Source organism: Bacillus halotolerans, assembly GCF_004006435.1.
GTDB lineage: Bacteria > Bacillota > Bacilli > Bacillales > Bacillaceae > Bacillus > Bacillus halotolerans.
Genome location: NZ_CP029364.1, coordinates 94,644 through 114,643, shown reverse-complemented (window position 1 = coordinate 114,643; position 20,000 = coordinate 94,644). Strand labels below are relative to the sequence as shown.

At 41.9% G+C, this 20,000-nt stretch carries 21 protein-coding genes and 1 pseudogene; 16 read left to right on the top strand and 6 right to left on the bottom strand.

The window, feature by feature from the left end:
• Positions 1 to 58 precede the first annotated feature (58 nt).
• Positions 59 to 514: an OsmC family protein gene (locus DIC78_RS00670; protein ID WP_101863296.1), complete on the top strand. Its 456-nt coding sequence runs from the start codon at positions 59 to 61 to the stop codon at positions 512 to 514.
• A gap of 12 nt (positions 515 to 526) precedes the next feature.
• On the opposite strand, the gene erbB is transcribed toward DIC78_RS00670, so the two are convergent.
• From erbB to DIC78_RS00655, 3 genes are all read right to left on the bottom strand, one after another.
• Entirely contained in the window at positions 527 to 880 is a 354-nt protein-coding gene (gene erbB / locus DIC78_RS00665; RefSeq protein WP_024121490.1) for an SMR family multidrug efflux transporter EbrB, read from the bottom strand.
• Positions 881 to 893: 13 nt separating this feature from the next.
• Entirely contained in the window at positions 894 to 1,211 is a 318-nt protein-coding gene (gene ebrA, locus DIC78_RS00660; RefSeq protein WP_024121491.1) for a multidrug efflux SMR transporter subunit EbrA, read from the bottom strand.
• 156 nt (positions 1,212 to 1,367) lie between these two features.
• Positions 1,368 to 1,625: a hypothetical protein gene (locus tag DIC78_RS00655; RefSeq protein WP_127695164.1), complete on the bottom strand. Its 258-nt coding sequence runs from the start codon at positions 1,623 to 1,625 to the stop codon at positions 1,368 to 1,370.
• A 126-nt stretch (positions 1,626 to 1,751) separates the two neighbouring features.
• On the opposite strand from DIC78_RS00655, the gene DIC78_RS00650 reads away from it, so the two are divergent.
• The 10 genes from DIC78_RS00650 to DIC78_RS00605 all read left to right on the top strand — a co-directional run bounded on the left by DIC78_RS00650 (position 1,752) and on the right by DIC78_RS00605 (position 10,237).
• Complete coding sequence (locus DIC78_RS00650) at positions 1,752 to 2,129, top strand: YmaF family protein (RefSeq protein ID WP_240671154.1); 378 nt, start codon at positions 1,752 to 1,754, stop codon at positions 2,127 to 2,129.
• Positions 2,130 to 2,229: 100 nt separating this feature from the next.
• Entirely contained in the window at positions 2,230 to 3,174 is a 945-nt protein-coding gene (gene miaA / locus DIC78_RS00645; protein WP_101863293.1) for a tRNA (adenosine(37)-N6)-dimethylallyltransferase MiaA, read from the top strand.
• A 39-nt stretch (positions 3,175 to 3,213) separates the two neighbouring features.
• Entirely contained in the window at positions 3,214 to 3,435 is a 222-nt protein-coding gene (gene hfq, locus DIC78_RS00640) for an RNA chaperone Hfq (protein ID WP_003221097.1), read from the top strand.
• Positions 3,436 to 3,602: 167 nt separating this feature from the next.
• Positions 3,603 to 5,177 (top strand): alpha-amylase, encoded by a 1,575-nt coding sequence (gene amyS / locus DIC78_RS00635; RefSeq protein WP_127695160.1) that lies wholly within the window; start codon positions 3,603 to 3,605, stop codon positions 5,175 to 5,177.
• 111 nt (positions 5,178 to 5,288) lie between these two features.
• A complete protein-coding gene (locus DIC78_RS00630; RefSeq protein WP_127695158.1) occupies positions 5,289 to 5,561 on the top strand; it encodes a YmzC family protein in 273 nt (90 codons plus the stop codon).
• Positions 5,562 to 5,642: 81 nt separating this feature from the next.
• The gene (locus tag DIC78_RS00625; RefSeq protein WP_024121497.1) at positions 5,643 to 5,873 is read left to right on the top strand and encodes a hypothetical protein; all 231 of its coding nucleotides are present in this window, start codon (positions 5,643 to 5,645) and stop codon (positions 5,871 to 5,873) included.
• A gap of 232 nt (positions 5,874 to 6,105) precedes the next feature.
• Positions 6,106 to 6,498 (top strand): class Ib ribonucleoside-diphosphate reductase assembly flavoprotein NrdI, encoded by a 393-nt coding sequence (gene nrdI, locus DIC78_RS00620; RefSeq protein ID WP_024121498.1) that lies wholly within the window; start codon positions 6,106 to 6,108, stop codon positions 6,496 to 6,498.
• Positions 6,458 to 8,560, top strand: coding sequence for a class 1b ribonucleoside-diphosphate reductase subunit alpha (gene nrdE / locus DIC78_RS00615; protein WP_106020805.1), 2,103 nt, complete (start codon positions 6,458 to 6,460; stop codon positions 8,558 to 8,560). The genes nrdI and nrdE overlap by 41 nt, the downstream gene beginning before the upstream one ends.
• Positions 8,561 to 8,577: 17 nt before the next feature.
• Positions 8,578 to 9,567 (top strand): class 1b ribonucleoside-diphosphate reductase subunit beta, encoded by a 990-nt coding sequence (nrdF, locus tag DIC78_RS00610; RefSeq protein WP_044155791.1) that lies wholly within the window; start codon positions 8,578 to 8,580, stop codon positions 9,565 to 9,567.
• A 49-nt stretch (positions 9,568 to 9,616) separates the two neighbouring features.
• On the top strand, positions 9,617 to 10,237 hold the full coding sequence (locus DIC78_RS00605; protein ID WP_127695156.1) for a hypothetical protein: 621 nt from the start codon (positions 9,617 to 9,619) through the stop codon (positions 10,235 to 10,237).
• A gap of 65 nt (positions 10,238 to 10,302) precedes the next feature.
• Here DIC78_RS00605 and DIC78_RS00600 read toward each other — a convergent pair whose 3' ends face one another.
• Positions 10,303 to 11,070 (bottom strand): N-acetylmuramoyl-L-alanine amidase, encoded by a 768-nt coding sequence (locus DIC78_RS00600; protein WP_127695154.1) that lies wholly within the window; start codon positions 11,068 to 11,070, stop codon positions 10,303 to 10,305.
• A 1,188-nt stretch (positions 11,071 to 12,258) separates the two neighbouring features.
• Between DIC78_RS00600 and spoVK the strand changes: the two genes are divergently transcribed.
• From spoVK to glnA, 5 genes are all read left to right on the top strand, one after another.
• Positions 12,259 to 13,227: a stage V sporulation protein K gene (gene spoVK, locus DIC78_RS00590; RefSeq protein WP_049809927.1), complete on the top strand. Its 969-nt coding sequence runs from the start codon at positions 12,259 to 12,261 to the stop codon at positions 13,225 to 13,227.
• Positions 13,228 to 13,357: 130 nt separating this feature from the next.
• Positions 13,358 to 14,620 carry a GTPase HflX gene (hflX, locus tag DIC78_RS00585; RefSeq protein WP_095713882.1) on the top strand — a complete coding sequence of 421 codons (1,263 nt, stop codon included), beginning with the start codon at positions 13,358 to 13,360 and terminating at the stop codon, positions 14,618 to 14,620.
• Between the two features lie 17 nt (positions 14,621 to 14,637).
• Complete coding sequence (locus DIC78_RS00580; RefSeq protein ID WP_127695152.1) at positions 14,638 to 15,903, top strand: methionine gamma-lyase family protein; 1,266 nt, start codon at positions 14,638 to 14,640, stop codon at positions 15,901 to 15,903.
• Positions 15,904 to 16,012: 109 nt separating this feature from the next.
• Positions 16,013 to 16,420: a transcriptional repressor GlnR gene (glnR, locus tag DIC78_RS00575; protein ID WP_010334345.1), complete on the top strand. Its 408-nt coding sequence runs from the start codon at positions 16,013 to 16,015 to the stop codon at positions 16,418 to 16,420.
• Positions 16,421 to 16,477: 57 nt separating this feature from the next.
• Positions 16,478 to 17,812, top strand: a complete 1,335-nt coding sequence (gene glnA, locus DIC78_RS00570; RefSeq protein ID WP_024121509.1) for a type I glutamate--ammonia ligase — start codon at positions 16,478 to 16,480, stop codon at positions 17,810 to 17,812.
• A 117-nt stretch (positions 17,813 to 17,929) separates the two neighbouring features.
• On the opposite strand, the pseudogene DIC78_RS00565 reads toward glnA, so the two are convergent.
• Both DIC78_RS00565 and DIC78_RS00560 read right to left on the bottom strand, forming a co-directional pair.
• Positions 17,930 to 19,059 (bottom strand): annotated as a pseudogene (locus tag DIC78_RS00565) (site-specific integrase).
• Between the two features lie 305 nt (positions 19,060 to 19,364).
• Positions 19,365 to 19,877: a hypothetical protein gene (locus DIC78_RS00560; RefSeq protein ID WP_127695150.1), complete on the bottom strand. Its 513-nt coding sequence runs from the start codon at positions 19,875 to 19,877 to the stop codon at positions 19,365 to 19,367.
• Positions 19,878 to 20,000 lie beyond the last annotated feature (123 nt).

Below are 20,000 nucleotides of genomic sequence, written 5' to 3'. Positions count from 1 at the left end.
GGACAAAATCAAGGAAGATCAGTAGACTGAAATGGAATCCATTGAAGGAGGCAATCAAATGGCAGATCATCATTTTTATTTAAAAGCGAATTGGCCGGGAAAACGCAATGATGTCGGCACAATCGAAAGCGGGAATCTCATCACGTCTATTTCTATTCCTAAAGAAATGGACGGACCGGGGGAGGGGACCAACCCGGATGAAATGCTTCTCGGGGCAGCGGCAACCTGTTATATTATTACGCTTGCTGCTATGATGGAAAGAAGCGGACTGGAAAAAGAAGATCTGCAGATGGAATCAGAAGGCATAGTCGATGTGACAAGAGGGATCTTTACATACAAAAAAATCATTCACCGCCCCGCAGTAGTCCTCAGACACGATGCCTCAGAAGAAGACGTTGCGTTAGCCCACAAGCTTTGTGAAAAAGCGGAGTCTTCCTGCATGATCTCACGAGCCATTCAAGGAAACGTCGAACTGCAGCTAGAAGCTTCTGTAAAAATATCGGAGCAATCATAAAAAAGCAGACGGTCACTGACAGGCCGTCTGCTTTTTTTCTTTATTAGGGGCTTTTGACTGATTTAACAGCACAACGCCTGCAATAACGAGTGTTAGCCCAAATATACCCTTCAAGCTGATGGTTTCGCCAAAAAGCAAAAAACCGACTACAGCTGTAAGCGCCGTCCCGATACCGGACCAAGTGGCGTAAGCGCTTGATAAGTCTATGGTTCTTAAAGAAAAGCTTAAAAACGTGAAGGCGGACAGAAATCCGGCAGCCACTCCGATAATAGGCCAGAATTGCGTAAAGCCTTCGGAGAGTTTGAGCATTGTGCTCCCAAATACCTCAGATAATATGGCAAGAGCCAAATAAAGAAATCCTCTCATATACAACACTCCCTTACTGCCAATTAAGCAGCACAACACCTGAAATTAATAGAGCAATCCCAATAAGTCCTTTTACATTCAGTTTTTCCTTGAAAAATTTCGCACCGATCACGGCCGTCAGCACCGTACCCACGCCGCTCCATGTCGCATATGAAAGGCTTAGAGGGATGCGGTTTAAGGTAAGCGACAGCATATAAAAGGCAAGGGAATAACCAATCACGACCAATGCGCTCGGCTTCCACTTTTTGAAGCCATCAGACACTTTCAGCATGGCCGCTCCGATTGATTCTGAGCATATGGCAATTGTGAGGAATAAATAACCGATCATCATCGTAATCCTCCTCACTCAAAATATGATAAATGTAAGTTAATGAAAAGATCATCAGCTAGAAAAATATTAGTGCAAACCTATGTATGAGTCAAGAGATTCATTTCAACTCAGATTCGGGGGATAAAAAAGACCCCTTTTATAAGGGGTCTGCCGGGTTTAGTAGTAATACGGGTACGGGGGATAAGGATACCCGCCATAAAAATAAGGGTTAAATAAAGCACTTCCTACAAGTCCGCCTACCAGCCCGCCAAAAAAAGGTCCTCCGTAAAATCCAAACGGCCGTCCAAAGCCATAGCCATAGCCAAACCCAGGTCTTCCAAATCCAAAACCTGGCCGTCCAAACCCGTAGCCGAACCCTGGTCTGCCAAAGATTCTTGCATCATTTTCGTCAATGAAATATTCCACTTCGTTCATTTTTTCTTTCCTCCAATAATAAAGTGTAGATGATGCAGTGTATTCAGCCTACCCAAATTTGATTGGGCGTTCAGCTGAAAAAGAAGGAGAGTGAATTGATTGGGCCTGTATCAGTCTGACTGGGCCATGGCGCCGCCTCACGTACATGCTTATCGTGCTAAAACAACCAGTGAACAGGGGCATTATCATATCATTGAAGGTTTTACTCAGCCGGCAAACGGAACGAATACGGATCGCCATACACACTACTTCACTGGGATTACTTCGTTTGAAAATGGTCATTTCCACCGCTATTACGGGATCTCGGGCCCTGCCATTCCCAGGGCTGACGGCACACATTATCACAAAATTGAAGAAAACACTTATCTCGCTTATAACGAGCCGATTCAGATCCGTTACGGAGGCGTAGTGTACGATCCCCGAAATAACAGCAGAAAAACGCATCGCCATCATTTGAAAGGCAAGACACGGGAAATTGTCGGAAATGAGCCTCTTGGCTGGTAGAAGAAATGTTTACTGCTGCAAAAAAAGGGCAAAATGGATAGGTGGTTATATATGATGAGTGCTATAATAGGGGGAGATTTGTAAAAGAGAGTGATACATAGTGAAAAATAACAAACAGCCCGTTGTCATATTAGTCGGACCAACGGCAGTGGGGAAAACCAATTTAAGCATTCAGCTTGCTAAGGCTTTGAACGCGGAAATTATCAGCGGGGATTCCATGCAGGTTTATAAAGGAATGGACATCGGGACAGCTAAAATCTCTGAACAGGAGACAGAAGGTGTGCCGCATCATCTGATTGACATTCTAGACCCGGCAGATTCTTTTTCCACCGCGGATTATCAAGGCTTGGTCAGAAATAAAATCAGCGAAATCGCAAAAAAAGGAAAGCTTCCGATGATTGTAGGCGGTACGGGGCTTTACATTCAATCCGTCCTTTACGATTATACCTTTACGGACGAGGCGAACGATCCGGCGTTTCGGGAAGAAATGCAGAAGGCTGCGTCGCAGGAGGGGGCTGAATTCCTTCATGCTAAGCTGGCTGCGGCTGATCCGGAGGCAGCAAAAGCGATTCATCCGAATAATACAAGAAGAGTGATTCGCGCACTGGAGATTTTACATACATCTGGTAAAACGATGTCGCAGCATTTAAAAGAGCAAAAGCGGGAGCTGCTGTACAATGCTGTATTAATCGGGCTTACAATGGACAGAGACACGCTTTACGACAGGATTAATCAGCGAGTCGATCTGATGATGGAAGCCGGACTTCTTCCGGAAGTGAAACAGCTCTACGACCGAAAATTGAGAGACTGTCAATCGATACAGGCGATCGGCTACAAGGAGCTGTACGCATATTTTGACGGATTTGTGACACTTTCTGAGGCTGTCGAGCAATTAAAACAAAACTCCAGACGGTATGCGAAACGCCAGCTGACGTGGTTTCGCAACAAAATGCCGGTTGACTGGTTCGATATGACCCCGCCTGTTGATATGGAGCTGAAAAAAAAGGAAATTTTCACACATATAGCAGGAAAACTGCAACTTTAATCGAAACTGTATGATATAGAGAATCAAGGAGGACGAAACATGAAACCGATTAATATTCAGGATCAGTTTTTGAATCAAATCCGCAAAGAAAATACGTATGTCACTGTTTTTTTACTGAACGGCTTTCAATTGCGCGGCCAGGTGAAAGGCTTTGATAACTTTACCGTATTGCTAGAATCGGAAGGTAAGCAGCAGCTTATATATAAACATGCGATCTCGACTTTTGCACCGCAAAAAAACGTCCAGCTTGAATTAGAATAGACCATAAAGATAAAACGAAATAGAAAAACCTCGGGCTTTCAGCCCGAGGTTTTTTGTGTCGCAGAAATTCCTATAGAGATTACAAAAAATATAGGAAATTGGTTATTTGTGTAAAACCCCTATTGTTGTACAATGATTTGTGATCATGCTGGAAAGGGGAGAGGAGAATGATTCACAAACGAAAACGTGCCATATCATGCGGTCTGGTGTTTTTCTTAACATTGCTGTTTGTCACGCTGCCGGTATCTAAAACTTGGGCTGCAAGCGTAAATGGCACGCTGATGCAGTACTTTGAATGGTACCTGCCTAATGACGGACAACATTGGAAACGCTTGCAAGAAGATGCGGGGCATTTATCTGAAATTGGAATCACTGCTGTATGGATTCCGCCTGCATACAAAGGAACGAGTCAATCTGACAATGGATATGGCCCATATGATTTGTACGATTTAGGAGAATTTCAGCAAAAAGGGACGATGCGCACAAAATACGGCACAAAACCGGAGCTTCAGTCAGCGATCAGCTCCCTGCATTCGCAAAACATTCAAGTATACGGTGATGTTGTTTTGAATCATAAGGCAGGCGCGGATGCAACGGAAGATGTAACCGCGGTCGAAGTGAATCCAAACGATAGAAATCAGGAAACATCAGGAGAGTATCAAATAAAAGCATGGACAGGCTTTCATTACCCGGGCCGCGGAAGCACGTACAGCGATTTTAAGTGGCATTGGTACCATTTCGACGGAGCGGATTGGGACGAATCCCGAAAGCTGAACCGCATCTATAAGTTTCGAGGGGATGGAAAGGCATGGGATTGGGAAGTATCAAGGGAAAACGGCAACTACGATTATTTGATGTATGCAGACGTTGACTATGATCATCCGGATGTTGTCGCAGAAACGAAAAGATGGGGTACCTGGTATGCAAACGAGCTTCAACTCGACGGTTTTCGGCTCGACGCTGTTAAACATATTAAATTTTCTTTTCTGAGTGATTGGGTAAAGGCAGTCAGACAATCAACAGGAAAGGAAATGTTTACAGTTGCAGAGTATTGGCAAAATAACCTGAACGAGCTCGAAAACTATTTGAATAAAACTGATTTTAAGCAATCTGTTTTTGATGTCCCGCTTCACTATCATTTGCAGGCTGCATCCTCACAGGGGGGCGGCTATGATATGAGACATTTGCTGGATGGCACTGTCGTATCGAAGCATCCGATGCAAGCGGTAACATTTGTGGAAAATCATGATACACAGCCGGGGCAATCATTGGAGTCGACTGTACAAACATGGTTTAAGCCCCTCGCTTATGCCTTCATTTTAACAAGAGAGGCTGGTTACCCGCAGGTTTTCTATGGAGATATGTATGGAACAAAGGGTTCATCGTCAAGGGAAATTCCGTCGCTCAAAAATAAAATAGAACCCATTTTAAAAGCGCGTAAACATTATGCATACGGGACCCAGCATGATTATTTTGACCATGAGGATGTGATTGGCTGGACGAGGGAAGGTGATCAATCGGCCGCCCAATCAGGATTGGCTGCATTAATCACAGACGGTCCTGGCGGGTCAAAGAGGATGTACGTCGGAAAGCAAAATGCCGGCGAGGCATGGTATGACATTACTGGGAACCGCTCCGATCCTGTTACAATTCATTCTGATGGATGGGGAGAGTTTCATGTAAACGGAGGTTCAGTATCCATTTATGTACAGAAGCAAGAAAGGGAGGGGCTAAAAGGCTAACACAGCAGCCTCTCTTGTTTTTTATCTTGCGTGGTCTTTTTTATAATGAGAACATAAGAAGGGGGAAAGTGTATATAATGTAAAAAATTTGAACGTGAGAGGAGTGAACGAATGTTTTCTGAATCTGAAGCGGAGTTGAGACGAATCAGAATTGCACTTGTCTGGATTGCTGTGTTCTTATTGTTTGGTGCGTGCGGGAGAGATGAAACAGTGATTGAAACAGATAGCGGAAATTCTTATGAAACGCCCCAGCCAAGTTCATTTCCGCTCGAAAATAATCATTTTGGAATCGTAAATGACGGCAATATAGAAATTTATGAGTATAATGAGGCTGATAACAAGGTAAAGCTTAAAAAAGCGTTTCCGTCTGATGAGCTTGAATAAAATTCACAAGCATGGAATTTTACAAAGCAGACGCAGATCGCTAAACTGAATACTGACACAGAACATACAGAGGGTGAAATGATGAAGCATAAGATTATTGTCAATCACTGGGAAGAAATCTGTGAAGACGATTCCTGCTATGAATATGGAACGAGTATTATTGTTAATGGAAAAGAATTAATCAGAGAAGCCTCAATTATAAGCGCGTTGAAGGCAGTTTTAGAAGAAATCGGCGCTGATGCAGAAATAGAAGAAACAGTCGAAAGCGAAAAATGCTGTGACAGTATAAGAAAAAAAAATCTAGACTACTAAGCAGTTTTTTTTCATGTTATGATATACATCGGCTTAAAAACGACACTTCGAGTAGGATGAGAGATGATTCTCGTTCTGCTCTCTTTTTTGGGCCCTGATGAGGGTGCCAGAGAGAAAATATGAATTTTTTATTAAAACGAATCTATATATTGTGTTTTTACCAGAGGGTAGTATACTATATATAGTGTTAGTGGTTGAGAGATTCATATTTTTTGATAGGTCGTGATAAAACGTGGTACAAATCATATTTGATTCAAAAACAGGGAATGTTCAGCGCTTTGTGAATAAAATAGACTTTCAGCAAATACGCAAGGTGGACGAAATTGACCACCTGGACACTCCGTTTGTTTTGGTCACCTACACGACAAACTTCGGCCAGGTACCGGCATCAACACAATCATTTCTCGAAAAATACGCCCATCTCTTATTAGGGGTCGCTGCGAGCGGCAATAAAGTATGGGGCGATAACTTTGCGAAAAGCGCCGATACCATTTCAAGACAATATCAGGTGCCGATTTTGCACAAATTTGAACTCAGCGGCACATCTAAAGACGTTGAATTGTTTACTCAGGAGGTAGAAAGAGTTGTCACAAAATCAAGTGCCAAAATGGATCCAGTTAAATAACGAAATCATGATCCAAAAAGATGGAAAATTCCAGTTTGATAAGGATAAAGAGGCTGTACATAGCTATTTTGTAGATTATATCAATCAAAACACAGTATTCTTTCACGATTTAAAAGAGAAGCTGGATTATTTGATTGAAAATCAATACTATGAAGAAGAATTTTTAAGCCTTTATTCTTTTGAAGACATTAAAGAAGTGTTTAAGACAGCTTACGCTAAGAAGTTTCGTTTTCCTTCCTTCATGAGTGCATTTAAATTCTATAATGACTATGCTTTGAAAACGAATGACAAGAAAAAAATCCTCGAGCGTTATGAGGACCGGATCTCAATTGTTGCGCTGTTCTTCGCAAACGGCGACACTGAGAAAGCAAAAGAATATGTCAACCTGATGATCAATCAGGAATATCAGCCGAGCACACCGACATTCTTGAACGCTGGCAGAAAACGCCGCGGAGAACTGGTGAGCTGCTTCTTGCTCGAAGTCAATGATTCATTAAATGATATTTCAAGAGCGATCGATATCTCCATGCAGCTTTCTAAACTGGGCGGCGGGGTTTCTCTTAACCTGTCCAAGCTTCGCGCGAAAGGTGAAGCCATCAAAGATGTTGAAAATGCCACAAAAGGTGTTGTAGGCGTCATGAAGCTTCTTGATAACGCGTTCCGTTATGCTGACCAAATGGGACAAAGACAAGGATCTGGTGCGGCGTATTTAAACATTTTCCACCGCGATATCAATGATTTTCTCGATACGAAAAAGATTTCTGCCGACGAGGATGTGCGCGTCAAAACACTTTCTATCGGTGTAGTCATTCCGGACAAGTTCGTTGAGCTTGCGCGTGAGGACAAAGCGGCTTATGTATTCTATCCGCATACCATCTATAAAGAGTACGGACAGCACATGGACGAAATGGACATGAATGAAATGTACGATAAGTTTGTCGACAACCCTAGGGTGAAAAAAGAGAAAATCAACCCGCGGAAATTGCTCGAAAAACTGGCGGTGCTTCGTTCTGAATCAGGCTATCCATACATCATGTTCCAGGATAATGTCAACAAAGTACATGCGAATAACCATATTTCAAAGGTGAAATTTTCTAATCTTTGCTCTGAAGTGCTGCAGGCATCTCAGGTTTCTTCTTACACTGACTACGATGTAGAAGATGAAATCGGTTTGGATATTTCCTGCAACCTGGGATCGCTTAACATTCTCAACGTGATGGAGCACAAATCGATTGAAAAGACTGTTAAGCTTGCGACTGATTCCTTAACTCACGTATCTGAAACGACTGATATCCGTAATGCACCTGCTGTAAGACGGGCAAACAAAGCGATGAAATCAATCGGTCTCGGCGCTATGAACCTTCACGGATACCTTGCGCAAAACGGCATCGCGTATGAAAGTCCAGAAGCGCGCGACTTTGCGAACACATTCTTTATGATGGTGAACTTCTACTCTATCCAGCGTTCTGCAGAGATCGCAAAAGAGAAGGGCGAGACGTTTGATCAATATGAAGGATCAACCTATGCAACTGGTGAATACTTCGATAAATACGTTTCAACTGATTTCTCGCCGAAATACGAAAAAATCGCAAATCTGTTTGAAGGTATGCATATCCCGACGACAGAGGACTGGAAACAATTAAAAGCATTTGTGGCTGAACACGGCATGTATCACAGCTACAGATTATGCATTGCGCCGACAGGCTCGATTTCATACGTTCAGTCAAGCACGGCATCTGTCATGCCGATTATGGAACGGATTGAAGAAAGAACATACGGCAACTCAAAAACGTACTACCCAATGCCTGGGCTTGCATCTAATAACTGGTTCTTCTACAAAGAAGCCTATGATATGGATATGTTCAAAGTCGTAGATATGATCGCGACAATCCAGCAGCACGTTGATCAGGGAATCAGCTTTACATTGTTCCTAAAAGATACAATGACGACTCGTGATTTAAACCGGATTGATTTGTATGCACATCACAGAGGAATTAAAACCATTTACTATGCAAGAACGAAAGATACTGGGCAAGACAGCTGCCTTTCTTGTGTTGTTTGATTAAAGGAGAGTTTATAGTGACGAAAATTTATGACGCAGCAAACTGGTCAAAGCATGAAGACGACTTTACCCAAATGTTCTATAACCAAAATGTGAAACAGTTCTGGCTTCCGGAAGAGATTGCTTTAAACGGCGATCTCCTCACTTGGAAGTACCTCGGGAAAAACGAGCAAGACACGTATATGAAGGTACTGGCCGGATTGACTCTTCTTGATACAGAGCAGGGAAATACAGGAATGCCGATCGTGGCTGAACACGTAGACGGCCACCAGCGGAAAGCCGTGCTGAATTTTATGGCGATGATGGAGAACGCCGTTCACGCAAAATCGTACTCTAATATTTTCATGACACTGGCACCGACTGAAACGATTAATGAAGTATTCGAATGGGTCAAACAAAACAAATTTTTGCAGAAAAAAGCGCAAATCATCGTCGGACTCTACAAAGCGATTAAAAAAGATGACGAGATTTCACTGTTCAAAGCAATGGTTGCATCTGTGTATTTAGAAAGCTTCCTATTCTATAGCGGTTTCTATTATCCGTTATATTTCTACGGACAAGGAAAACTGATGCAAAGCGGTGAAATTATCAACCTGATCCTTCGTGATGAAGCGATTCACGGTGTTTATGTCGGACTTCTCGCTCAAGAAATCTACAATAAGCAGACAGAAGAGACAAAAGCAGAGCTTCGCGAATTTGCCATTGACCTTTTGAATGAGCTTTATGAGAATGAGCTTGAGTATACCGAGGACTTATACGATCAAGTCGGACTCTCCCACGATGTCAAGAAGTTCATCCGCTATAATGCGAATAAAGCGCTGATGAACCTTGGATTTGATCCGTACTTTGAAGAGGAAGACATTAATCCGATCGTTTTAAACGGATTAAATACAAAGACAAAATCACATGACTTCTTCTCCATGAAGGGGAACGGGTACAAGAAAGCGACCGTTGAGCCGATCAAAGACGATGACTTTTTCTTTGATGATGAAAAAGAGCAGATATAATATCTGCTCTTTTCGGCTTGAAGGTGGAAATAGGAGGAATGCAGTAATCATGGGAAAAATGGACGAAATCATTTTGGTCGCTCCGCGCGATGAAGTATTTAAAAAAGAAAAATTGACTTTTCAAGGCGTAAACAGTGAAGATGCCCGAGTAGCAGAAATTATGGCTCAAATTGAGGCGGCCTATTCTGAAATGAGAAGGGGAGACGCAGAAGAAGATCCTCATTATAAGCAGCCGATTCCTTATGTCGTCATTAAACGCGAGGATGAAGTTTTCCTTTATGAGCGGCTGGCTGGCGGCGGAGAATCACGTCTTCACAATAAGCTTTCTCTTGGCTTCGGCGGCCATATGAATCATATTGAAGGAGCCGCTTCCTTTGCCGAGGTCTTAAAGCTGAACACAGACCGGGAGCTTGATGAAGAACTGCAAATCGAAGAAGAGGATAAGCAGGCCATTGTCACATTAGGTTTGATAAATGATGATGACAACAGTGTCGGCAAAGTGCATATCGGTATTCTATCTGCGCTTCAATTAAAGCCAGGCTCACATGTGGAAGTCAAAGAGAAAGATCAAATTGCGGGTAAATGGATGAAAATTTCTGAACTAAAACAAACAGACATTTATAACCGTCTGGAAACATGGTCGCAATTCGTGGTTGACATTCTTGAATAAAAAAACCCGGTTTCTCATGAAGAGGAACCGGGTTTTTTTATCAGGAATGCTCGTCCGCAGCAGTATTATGATTCTAGGAAGACCATAGCGTCAAACCCGGTATTCTCAGCTCTGGCAGCAAGGGCATCGGCATTATCTTTGGAAGAAAAAGCGCCGATCTGAACCTTATATAATCCGTCCTTTAAGAGCACAATGGCGTCAAAGCCCTTAGACTCTGCGCTGCTTGCAAGATTGTCCGCATTTGCTTTAACCTTAAAAGCCCCGATTTGAACCTTATATAACCCTGAGTCGGATGTTTTCTGAAGGCTGAAGGCTTGCTCTAACCCGTTTGCATGTCCTCTTGCCAAGCTTTGAATAAAACTGCTCGTTTTAAGCTTGTTCGCATCTGTAACCGTATCAATAAAACCGTTTTCCGTAAGCAGGGCAGGCATTGAGGATTCCCTTAATACGTGGAAGTTTGCTGTTTTTTTACCGCGATCGGAAAAGTCGACAGCTTGTATGACTTCAGAGTGAATCTCCGATTGGTAAGTCGTTGTCGGTGCTCCGACTCCCGGATAAATGTAGCTTTCGAAACCTGTTCCGCCCCCGGAATTAATGTGAATGGATAAAAAGAAATCGGCTCCCCAGTTATTTGCAGCATTTGTCCGGTCGCTTAAGCTGACATATTGGTCGCTTGTCCGGCTCAGCAGCACAGAAACACCCTCATACTCATTCGTCAATATAGTGCGTAAAGCTAAAGCAATTTGCAAGGTTAACGTTTTTTCTTGGAGACCATTGCCTGTTGCGCCTGGATCGGACCCGCCATGACCTGGATCAATAAAAATTTTAACCATTCTCCATCACCTCATTACAGGATATGAAAAAAGACGGCTTCTGCTTGTACGATTATCATCCGGCAGAAAAATGAGGAAATAACCCCTGTTACCCGAAAAATTATTTCTCGGGAAAGCGCACAATTCAACAGGATGCGACAGGAAGGTTGCTAAAAGTTTGTCTTTTAGTCGGTTTAATAAAGGTGGTTATTCAATCAAATTCAGCAGAAAGCGGAGGGGTATCTCTGTAAATGATGCTGACATACACAACGGTCTCCATGCTGCTTCAGTCTTTTTGACTGTGGTTTGGGAGGTCAGTCAGAACGTACTCAATGGAAATAACATTCAGACATTCTTTTTGTTTCCTATTAATATCACTCACTCTTGGTTGCATGGGTTAACGTTTATACTCACTCTTTTCCTCGGTGCCATTATTTTCTCTCCAGGTCTTCATCTGATTATTGGCATTTGTATTTGAAGAAGTATGGGGATTTGACATCATCCTTAGTCACCGCTTTTCTCTCAGGAAAGTTGATTTCCCGGGTGTTTACCCGGGTTTGTTCCAAAAAGTTGCTGGCTTTTATACATCACCCAAAAATCCTCTTTCTCTGAGCCGAAAATTGGTTTAGATATCGTTGCGAAAAGAAGAATACAGCAATTTCTTCATCATGTAAATACTGAGCATAAAACGACGATTCTTCTCACCTCCCATCAAATTGATGACGTTGAACGTTTATGTAAACGAATCATCCTGATTGAGGAGGGAGAAATCAAATTCGACGGACCGAAAGAAAAGCTGTCACAATTGACGAACAGTAAGAGAAGCTCAGCTGTTGAAGTAGACGCCGTTCATGCAGACTGGGGTTTACTTTCATGTCAACCTACTGAAGTGAAAGGGAAGTATATCTGATAATTCACAAATTCCTCAGCTCATCACAAGCATATCTGCGCATTGAAAATATCCTAACTGAGGTTTACATCGAAGAAATATCACTTTCATAGCTAATTGTTCTAACAAATTTGCTGAAAATAAAATCTCTTGGTTTGTCCACCCTGTGTTCGTGAATACAATAAGAAATAAAGTATTTCTCGGGAAAGCGCAGGATTCCCCATTGTTCCCGAAAAAAAGCATTTGTTTCGACACATGATAGGCGTTTGTCACATAAGGCATACGCTTGAATATCATATAGAGAGAACTGAGAGGTGAAAATGTTGGAGCGCGCTGTGACTTATAAAAACAACGGACAGATCAACATTATTCTTAACGGACAAAAGCAGGTGCTGACAAACGCTGAGGCAGAGGCGGAATATCAAGCGGCTTTGCAAAAAAACGAAGCTAAGCACGGCATTTTGAAGGAAATAGAAAAAGAGATGAACACACTGGTTGGAATGGAGGAAATGAAACGAAACATTAAGGAAATATACGCTTGGATTTTTGTCAATCAAAAACGTGCGGAACAGGGCTTGAAGGTGGGAAAGCAAGCGCTGCATATGATGTTTAAAGGGAATCCGGGAACTGGGAAAACGACAGTTGCACGGCTTATCGGCCGGCTGTTCTTTGAAATGAACGTACTGTCAAAAGGCCACCTGATCGAAGCGGAACGTGCTGACTTGGTCGGGGAATACATTGGCCACACCGCCCAAAAGACGAGGGATTTAATCAAAAAGTCATTAGGCGGCATTTTGTTTATAGACGAAGCCTATTCCCTTGCAAGGGGCGGCGAAAAGGACTTCGGGAAAGAAGCGATCGACACGCTTGTCAAGCATATGGAAGACAAACAGCATGAATTCATTTTAATTCTTGCCGGATATTCACGGGAAATGGAGCATTTTTTATCATTGAATCCCGGTCTCCAATCCAGATTTCCCATCTCCATCGATTTCCCGGATTATTCCGTCAATCAGCTTATGGAAATTGCGAAACGGATGATCGCAGAGCGGGAATACCAGCTCAGTCAGGAAGCTGAATGGAAATTAAAGGATTACTTAATGACAGTCAAAAGCACAACAAGTCCCATTAAATTCAGCAATGGCCGTTTTGTCAGAAATGTCATAGAAAAATCGATCAGAGCGCAAGCCATGAGACTTCTAATGGGCGACCAATACTTAAAAAGCGATTTGATGACCATTAAAAGCCAAGATCTTTCAATTAAAGAAGATACCGCTGGCTCGATATAGACCTCTTCCTGTGAGAGGTCTTTTTTTCTAATGTATTTCTTGTTTTCACAGCAATCGATTTGTGGTATACACATGCAGGGTTTGGTATGATAATACTACTGCCCAATATGCAATAGAAAGGAACATCCATTTGAACGAACAAGAAACAAGACAGGAAAAGGCCATTTTAGTCGGATGTCAGCTGCCGCATATCACAGATGAGCATTTTGAAAATTCCATGGAAGAGCTTGCATCACTGACAAAAACAGCAGATGGAACAGTATTGACCAGCGTCACGCAAAAACGAAACCGGGCTGACGCAGCTACATATATAGGAAAAGGGAAGGTTGAAGAGCTGAAGACGCTCGTTGAAGAGCTTGAAGCCGATCTTCTTATTTTTAATGATGAACTGTCACCAAGCCAGCTAAAGTCCTTGGCAACTGCGATTGAAGTAAAAATCATCGACCGCACGCAATTGATATTAGATATTTTTGCGAAAAGAGCAAGAACAAGAGAAGGAAAGCTTCAAATCGAGTTGGCTCAGCTCCAGTATGCTCTCCCGCGTCTGACTGGACAGGGGATCAACCTTTCCCGGCAAGGCGGAGGGATCGGCGCGAGAGGACCGGGGGAAACAAAACTGGAGACCGATCGCCGCCATATTAGAAATCGCATTCATGAAATTAACACGCAGTTATCCGCTGTCATTCGCCATAGAAGCCGCTACCGGGAAAGAAGAAAGAAAAACGGTGTGCTGCAAATCGCTCTTGTCGGGTATACGAACGCGGGGAAATCAACGTGGTTTAACCGCCTGACAAGCGCTGACAGCTATGAAGAAGACCTTCTGTTTGCCACGCTGGACCCTATGACCAGAAAAATGGTGCTGCCAAGCGGCTACAGCGTGCTCCTGTCAGATACGGTCGGATTTATTCAAGATCTTCCGACGACACTGATCGCTGCATTCCGCTCAACGCTTGAAGAAGTAAAAGAAGCGGATGTGATTCTGCATCTGATTGATTCCTCAAATGAGGAGTACACAGGGCACGAAAAAACGGTGCTTCGCTTGCTGGAAGAGCTTGAAGCAGATGATATCCCGGTGCTGACGGCTTATAACAAACGCGATCAAAAGCTGCCTGACTTTATCCCGTCCGTTGGAAAGAATCATATCATGGTCAGTGCAAGATTTGAGGAGGATGCTGAAAAGTTTAAGGAAGCCATCCAGCGTTATTTGCGCCAAGAACTGTTAACGCCTTTTGAAGCGCAGGTACCGGCAAGTGAGGGCAAGCTTCTCTCCAGAATCAAATCCGAAACGATGGTTGACCGTTTTCATTTTAATGAAGAAAACGAACAGTACGACATATCGGGATATGTACAAGAAGAGCAAAGTATCATCGGTGAATTGAAGAAGTATATGTAAGAAGGGAATACAAGGACATGTTCGAAACTTTAACACACGGAGATTTATTAAAAAAAACAGCAATGGAAGTGGAAACGGAAATTGCCGGCGTTCATAAACAAATAGAAGAAATCAGTGAACGCAATGAATGGCGAGTGCTTCAAAGCTATAGAAAACACAAGGTGAGCGACACTCATTTTACGCCGTCTACAGGATACGGCTATGATGACATCGGAAGAGATACACTTGAAAGCATTTATGCAGAAGTGTTTGGGGGCGAAGCCGGGCTTGTCAGGCCTCAAATTATATCAGGCACACATGCGATTTCCATTGCTTTATTCGGTGTCCTCAGACCGGGGGACGAGCTGCTTTATATCACAGGCAAGCCGTATGATACGTTAGAAGAAATTGTCGGCGTCAGAGGCGGAGAAAATTCTGGATCGCTAAAGGATTTTCAAATCGGTTACAATGCGGTTGAACTGACTGAAGACGGAAAAATAGATTACGATGCTGTCGCTGCAGCTATCAATCCGAAGACAAAGGTGATCGGCATTCAGCGCTCAAAAGGATATGCCAATCGTCCTTCTTTCTTAATTAGTGAAATCAAAGAAATGATCCGCTTTGTAAAAGAAATCAATGAAAATCTTATCGTATTTGTGGACAACTGTTACGGAGAATTTGTAGAAGAGCTGGAACCTTGCCATGTAGGCGCCGATCTCATGGCGGGATCTCTTATTAAAAATCCGGGAGGCGGTCTTGCCAAAACAGGCGGGTACCTCGTTGGAAAATCTGAATGGATCGAGGCTTGTTCATACCGAATGACTTCACCGGGCATCGGCCGGGAAGCCGGAGCGTCTCTTTACTCGCTCCAGGAAATGTATCAAGGCTTCTTTTTGGCGCCTCACGTTGTGTCACAAAGCTTAAAGGGAGCGGTGTTTACAGCGAGATTCCTTGAAAAACTGGGCTTCACTTCAAACCCGAAATGGGATGCGAAAAGAACAGATTTGATACAATCCGTTGAGTTTTCCGACAGAGAAAAGATGATTGCCTTTTGCCAGGCCATTCAATATGCATCGCCGATCAATGCCCACGTGACGCCTTATCCAGCCTACATGCCGGGATACGAAGATGATGTGATTATGGCAGCGGGCACATTTATACAAGGAGCAAGCATTGAATTATCAGCTGATGGCCCTATCCGCCCGCCATATGTAGCGTATGTCCAGGGAGGATTAACCTATGCGCATGTGAAAAATGCCATATGCAGTGCAGTGGATTCTTTAATGGATAAGAAATTAATTTGAATAGTTTAAAATTTTCACTGAATTTCATGTTAAGAATCCTTACATGTTATTGACACAAAATATAACATCACCTATAATGAAACTAAGTTAAGAAAAGGAGGAAATTGAGATGAGTGATAACATTCGCCGCTCAATGCCTTTATTTCCAATAGGAATTGTCATGCAATTGACCGAATTATCAGCAAGACAAATTCGGTATTATGAGGAAAATGGACTGATATTTCCAGCTAGAAGCGAAGGAAATAGACGATTATTCTCATTTCACGATGTAGATAAACTGTTAGAAATTAAACACCTGATTGAACAAGGTGTAAACATGGCAGGAATTAAACAAATTCTGGCGAAAGCTTCGGCTGAGCCGGAACAGAAACAAAATGAGAAGACGAAGAAACCAATGAAACATGATCTGTCTGATGACGAACTGAGACAGCTCCTGAAAAACGAGCTTATGCAAGCCGGCCGTTTTCAAAGAGGAAATACATTCCGTCAAGGCGACATGTCCCGCTTCTTTCATTAATCCGTTAGCAACTGTTTTGCTATATACATTTACCTTTTAGAGGAGGAGTTTTACGAAATGGCAAAGTATACAAGAGAAGATATCGTAAAATTAGTAAATGAGGAAAACGTCAAGTACATCCGCCTGCAATTTACCGACATTCTTGGAACAATCAAGAACGTTGAGATTCCTGTAAGCCAGCTTCCAAAAGCACTTGATAATAAGGTCATGTTTGACGGATCTTCTATTGAAGGTTTCGTTCGCATCGAAGAATCAGATATGTACCTGTATCCTGATCTAAATACATTTGTTATCTTCCCATGGACAGCTGAAAAAGGTAAAGTAGCACGTTTCATCTGTGATATTTACAATCCGGATGGCACACCTTTCGAAGGTGACCCGCGAAACAACTTAAAACGGATTCTGAAAGAAATGGAAGACCTGGGCTTCAGTGATTTCAATCTAGGACCTGAGCCTGAATTCTTCTTATTCAAATTAGACGAAAAAGGCGAACCGACTCTTGAATTAAACGACAAAGGCGGATATTTCGACTTAGCTCCAACTGACTTGGGAGAAAACTGCCGCCGCGATATCGTTCTTGAGCTTGAAGAGATGGGCTTTGAAATCGAAGCATCTCACCACGAAGTAGCGCCTGGCCAGCATGAAATCGACTTTAAATATGCTGGTGCAGTCCGCTCTTGTGACGATATCCAAACGTTTAAACTAGTTGTTAAAACAATTGCCCGCAAACACGGTCTGCATGCGACATTTATGCCAAAACCGTTGTTCGGTGTGAACGGTTCAGGTATGCACTGTAATCTATCACTCTTCAAAGATGGCGTTAACTCATTCTATGATGCAAACGCAGATCTTCAGTTAAGTGAAACAGCGAAACACTTCATTGCAGGTATCGTGAAGCATGCAACAAGCTTTACAGCAGTAACAAACCCGACAGTGAACTCTTACAAACGTCTTGTTCCTGGCTATGAAGCACCTTGCTACGTTGCATGGAGCGCGCAAAACAGAAGCCCGCTTATCCGTATCCCGGCTTCCCGCGGCATCAGCACACGTGTTGAAGTGCGCAGCGTAGATCCAGCTGCGAATCCGTACCTAGCACTTAGCGTCTTGCTTGCTGCAGGTTTAGACGGAATCAAAAACAAACTAGAAGCGCCAGCTCCAATCGACCGCAACATCTACGTGATGAGCAAAGAAGAGCGCATGGAAAACGGAATCGTCGACCTTCCTGCAACACTTGCTGAAGCATTAGACGAATTCAAATCAAACGAAGTGATGGTCAAAGCTCTAGGCGAGCACCTATTCGAGCACTTCATCGAAGCAAAAGAAATCGAGTGGGATATGTTCCGCACGCAAGTACATCCTTGGGAACGCGAACAGTATATGTCTCAGTATTAATCTGATAAACCTTGATTTGATAGGGTTTTAGATTAATAACTAGGTGGCCAAGTCAAGTGGGATAACTAGAAACAACTAGTTTGACCACTTTTTGACCACCAAAAAAATTAAAAAAATTTAGGACAAAAGTGAATTCATGTATTCTTCATAACCATCCACTGATGTATTTTCAAGCTTCTCAGATATATGAGAGTATACGTCCGATGTGATGGTTATATTTTTATGTCCGAGTCTTTCTTGAACAAACTTCATACTTGCACCTGATTCTAGAAGAAGGACAGCATGAGTATGTCTTAAACCATGAATTGGCATTTTTTCTAATCCAGCTTTCTTCAGAATGCGATTGAGTGCATTGAACTTTGGTAAAGGTTTTCCATCCTGTCTACAAAAAACAAGATCTAATTCATGTTCGTAAATCTCATTAAAAACTATTCTATTATCATTTAAATAGTTCATGTGTGTTGTTAACTCTTTTGCTAATGAATTGCTAATTTTAATTCTTCTTTCGGATTCATATGTTTTTGTTTCTCCAAATATTTCTTCTCCCTCTTTAACTTGAAAGTCTAATGATTTGTTAATGTTGATGAAGTTATTTTTTAGATCAATATCCTTTCTTTGTAAAGCAGCTGCTTCTCCCTTACGCATTCCTGTTTCAAGTAAAGTTTTAAAGAAGATATAGTACAAATAATTATCTTGTCTTGCAAATTTAAGGAAGAGGGAAATATCATCTGACTTAATGTATTCTAACTTTTCTTTTTTCTTAGATTTAGCCCTTGGAATTGTTACCCCTTCACATGGGTTTTCTTCAATTTTTTTAAGAGGCTTTACTGCCGTAGCTAAAGCGTTGAACATTGTCCCGTGAATGATTTCAATTGTTCTTTTGCTGTATCCCTGGTCTGCTAAATAATTAATAAATTTTTGATAACGTAAGGGTTTAATATCTTTTACTTAAAATAGGGGAGAATTTTTGTATTAACATTTCGTTCATGAAGAATGTAAGTGTTTTTCCTAACATTACCTTGTTTGTATTGAGCGAGCCAATCTTTAAGATAATGCTTTAAAAGGGTTTCTCCTCCGTTAATTTCTAAATCACCTATCAATCTTTGCTCTTCTTGTCTTGCAGCTATCTGTGCCTCTTTTTTTGTTTTAAATCCACTTTTGGAGACTTCGATTGGCTCTTGAGTTAAAGGGTCTTTATGTTTTATTCTGTATTGCCATGTAGTTCCTCTTTTTCTGAAACTAGCCATATTATTCCACCTTTCGTTTGTAACATATCCCATTTTAGCACTTAGTTTTTTGAGGGAATCAAAAAATTCAGATAAGTAAGTCTCTAGCATATATTGAAGTGAATTTCTCCTCTTGACTCTAAATAAAATTCCCATTTTATTTAAACCTAAAAGCTGCTTGAATACATCCTAAATTTAAAGTATCCTGTATATGTATCATAGTTGGTATATCAGCCACTATAGGCCAGAGAGTTCCCTCACATACTCTCTGGCCTTTTGTTTAAAAAAGCTAAAAAGCCCTTTAAAAGGGCTTTATATCTAACACATTATCTAGGAGTTCTGAAAACTTTATAATCATAACCTATTTGTTTGCTATATTTACTGTCTTTGTAGACGTACATATCAACGATTGTGTATCTATACTTTTTGTCGTAGGCTAAGTATTGGGTTGTTGAGTAATAACGAGTTGGTTTTTTGTGATAGAATGTTCCAAACACAGCTTGAGCGAATATACCAGCCCAGGAGTATTTAAGGCCAGGTAATCCTGCAGCAATTCTTGCTCCTAATTCAGCTGCAGTGTCTATGTTCTTAGAGTTCCCTCTAAAATGATCTACAACCTTCCATTTTGTTGATGGTGGTACAGCTTGAATTGAAATTTCTTCATTCTCTTGGATGACTGGAACTGATGATGTTTTAACTAATTCTTGAAGTGGTGTTGAATTAACCTGAGTGATATAACTTGGTGTAGGTTCTGAGATGGATTCTGCATGGCTAGTTAGTGGAGCCACTGTTGAGAATAGGAGTCCGAGAGATAGGGTAGTTAGAACTGTTTTTTTCACTAACAATCATCCTTTCAAGTTTTTTAATGCTTATGACTATCTGGATGCTGTATAATATACATATTTTGGAGGTTGAAATTATGAACTTTGATGACAAAAAGAGTATATTAAAGACTGTAGGGA

Coding starts and splice junctions, on each gene's coding strand:
- hfq (WP_003221097.1), top strand. CDS start 3,214: ATGAAACCGATTAATATTCAGGATCAGTTTTTGAATCAAATCCGCAAA.
- DIC78_RS00630 (WP_127695158.1), top strand. CDS start 5,289: ATGTTTTCTGAATCTGAAGCGGAGTTGAGACGAATCAGAATTGCACTT.
- DIC78_RS00650 (WP_240671154.1), top strand. CDS start 1,752: ATGGCGCCGCCTCACGTACATGCTTATCGTGCTAAAACAACCAGTGAA.
- glnR (WP_010334345.1), top strand. CDS start 16,013: ATGAGTGATAACATTCGCCGCTCAATGCCTTTATTTCCAATAGGAATT.
- spoVK (WP_049809927.1), top strand. CDS start 12,259: ATGTTGGAGCGCGCTGTGACTTATAAAAACAACGGACAGATCAACATT.
- DIC78_RS00625 (WP_024121497.1), top strand. CDS start 5,643: ATGAAGCATAAGATTATTGTCAATCACTGGGAAGAAATCTGTGAAGAC.
- DIC78_RS00600 (WP_127695154.1), bottom strand. CDS start 11,070: ATGGTTAAAATTTTTATTGATCCAGGTCATGGCGGGTCCGATCCAGGC.
- DIC78_RS00580 (WP_127695152.1), top strand. CDS start 14,638: ATGTTCGAAACTTTAACACACGGAGATTTATTAAAAAAAACAGCAATG.
- amyS (WP_127695160.1), top strand. CDS start 3,603: ATGATTCACAAACGAAAACGTGCCATATCATGCGGTCTGGTGTTTTTC.
- DIC78_RS00605 (WP_127695156.1), top strand. CDS start 9,617: ATGGGAAAAATGGACGAAATCATTTTGGTCGCTCCGCGCGATGAAGTA.
- glnA (WP_024121509.1), top strand. CDS start 16,478: ATGGCAAAGTATACAAGAGAAGATATCGTAAAATTAGTAAATGAGGAA.
- DIC78_RS00670 (WP_101863296.1), top strand. CDS start 59: ATGGCAGATCATCATTTTTATTTAAAAGCGAATTGGCCGGGAAAACGC.
- ebrA (WP_024121491.1), bottom strand. CDS start 1,211: ATGATGATCGGTTATTTATTCCTCACAATTGCCATATGCTCAGAATCA.
- DIC78_RS00655 (WP_127695164.1), bottom strand. CDS start 1,625: ATGAACGAAGTGGAATATTTCATTGACGAAAATGATGCAAGAATCTTT.
- erbB (WP_024121490.1), bottom strand. CDS start 880: ATGAGAGGATTTCTTTATTTGGCTCTTGCCATATTATCTGAGGTATTT.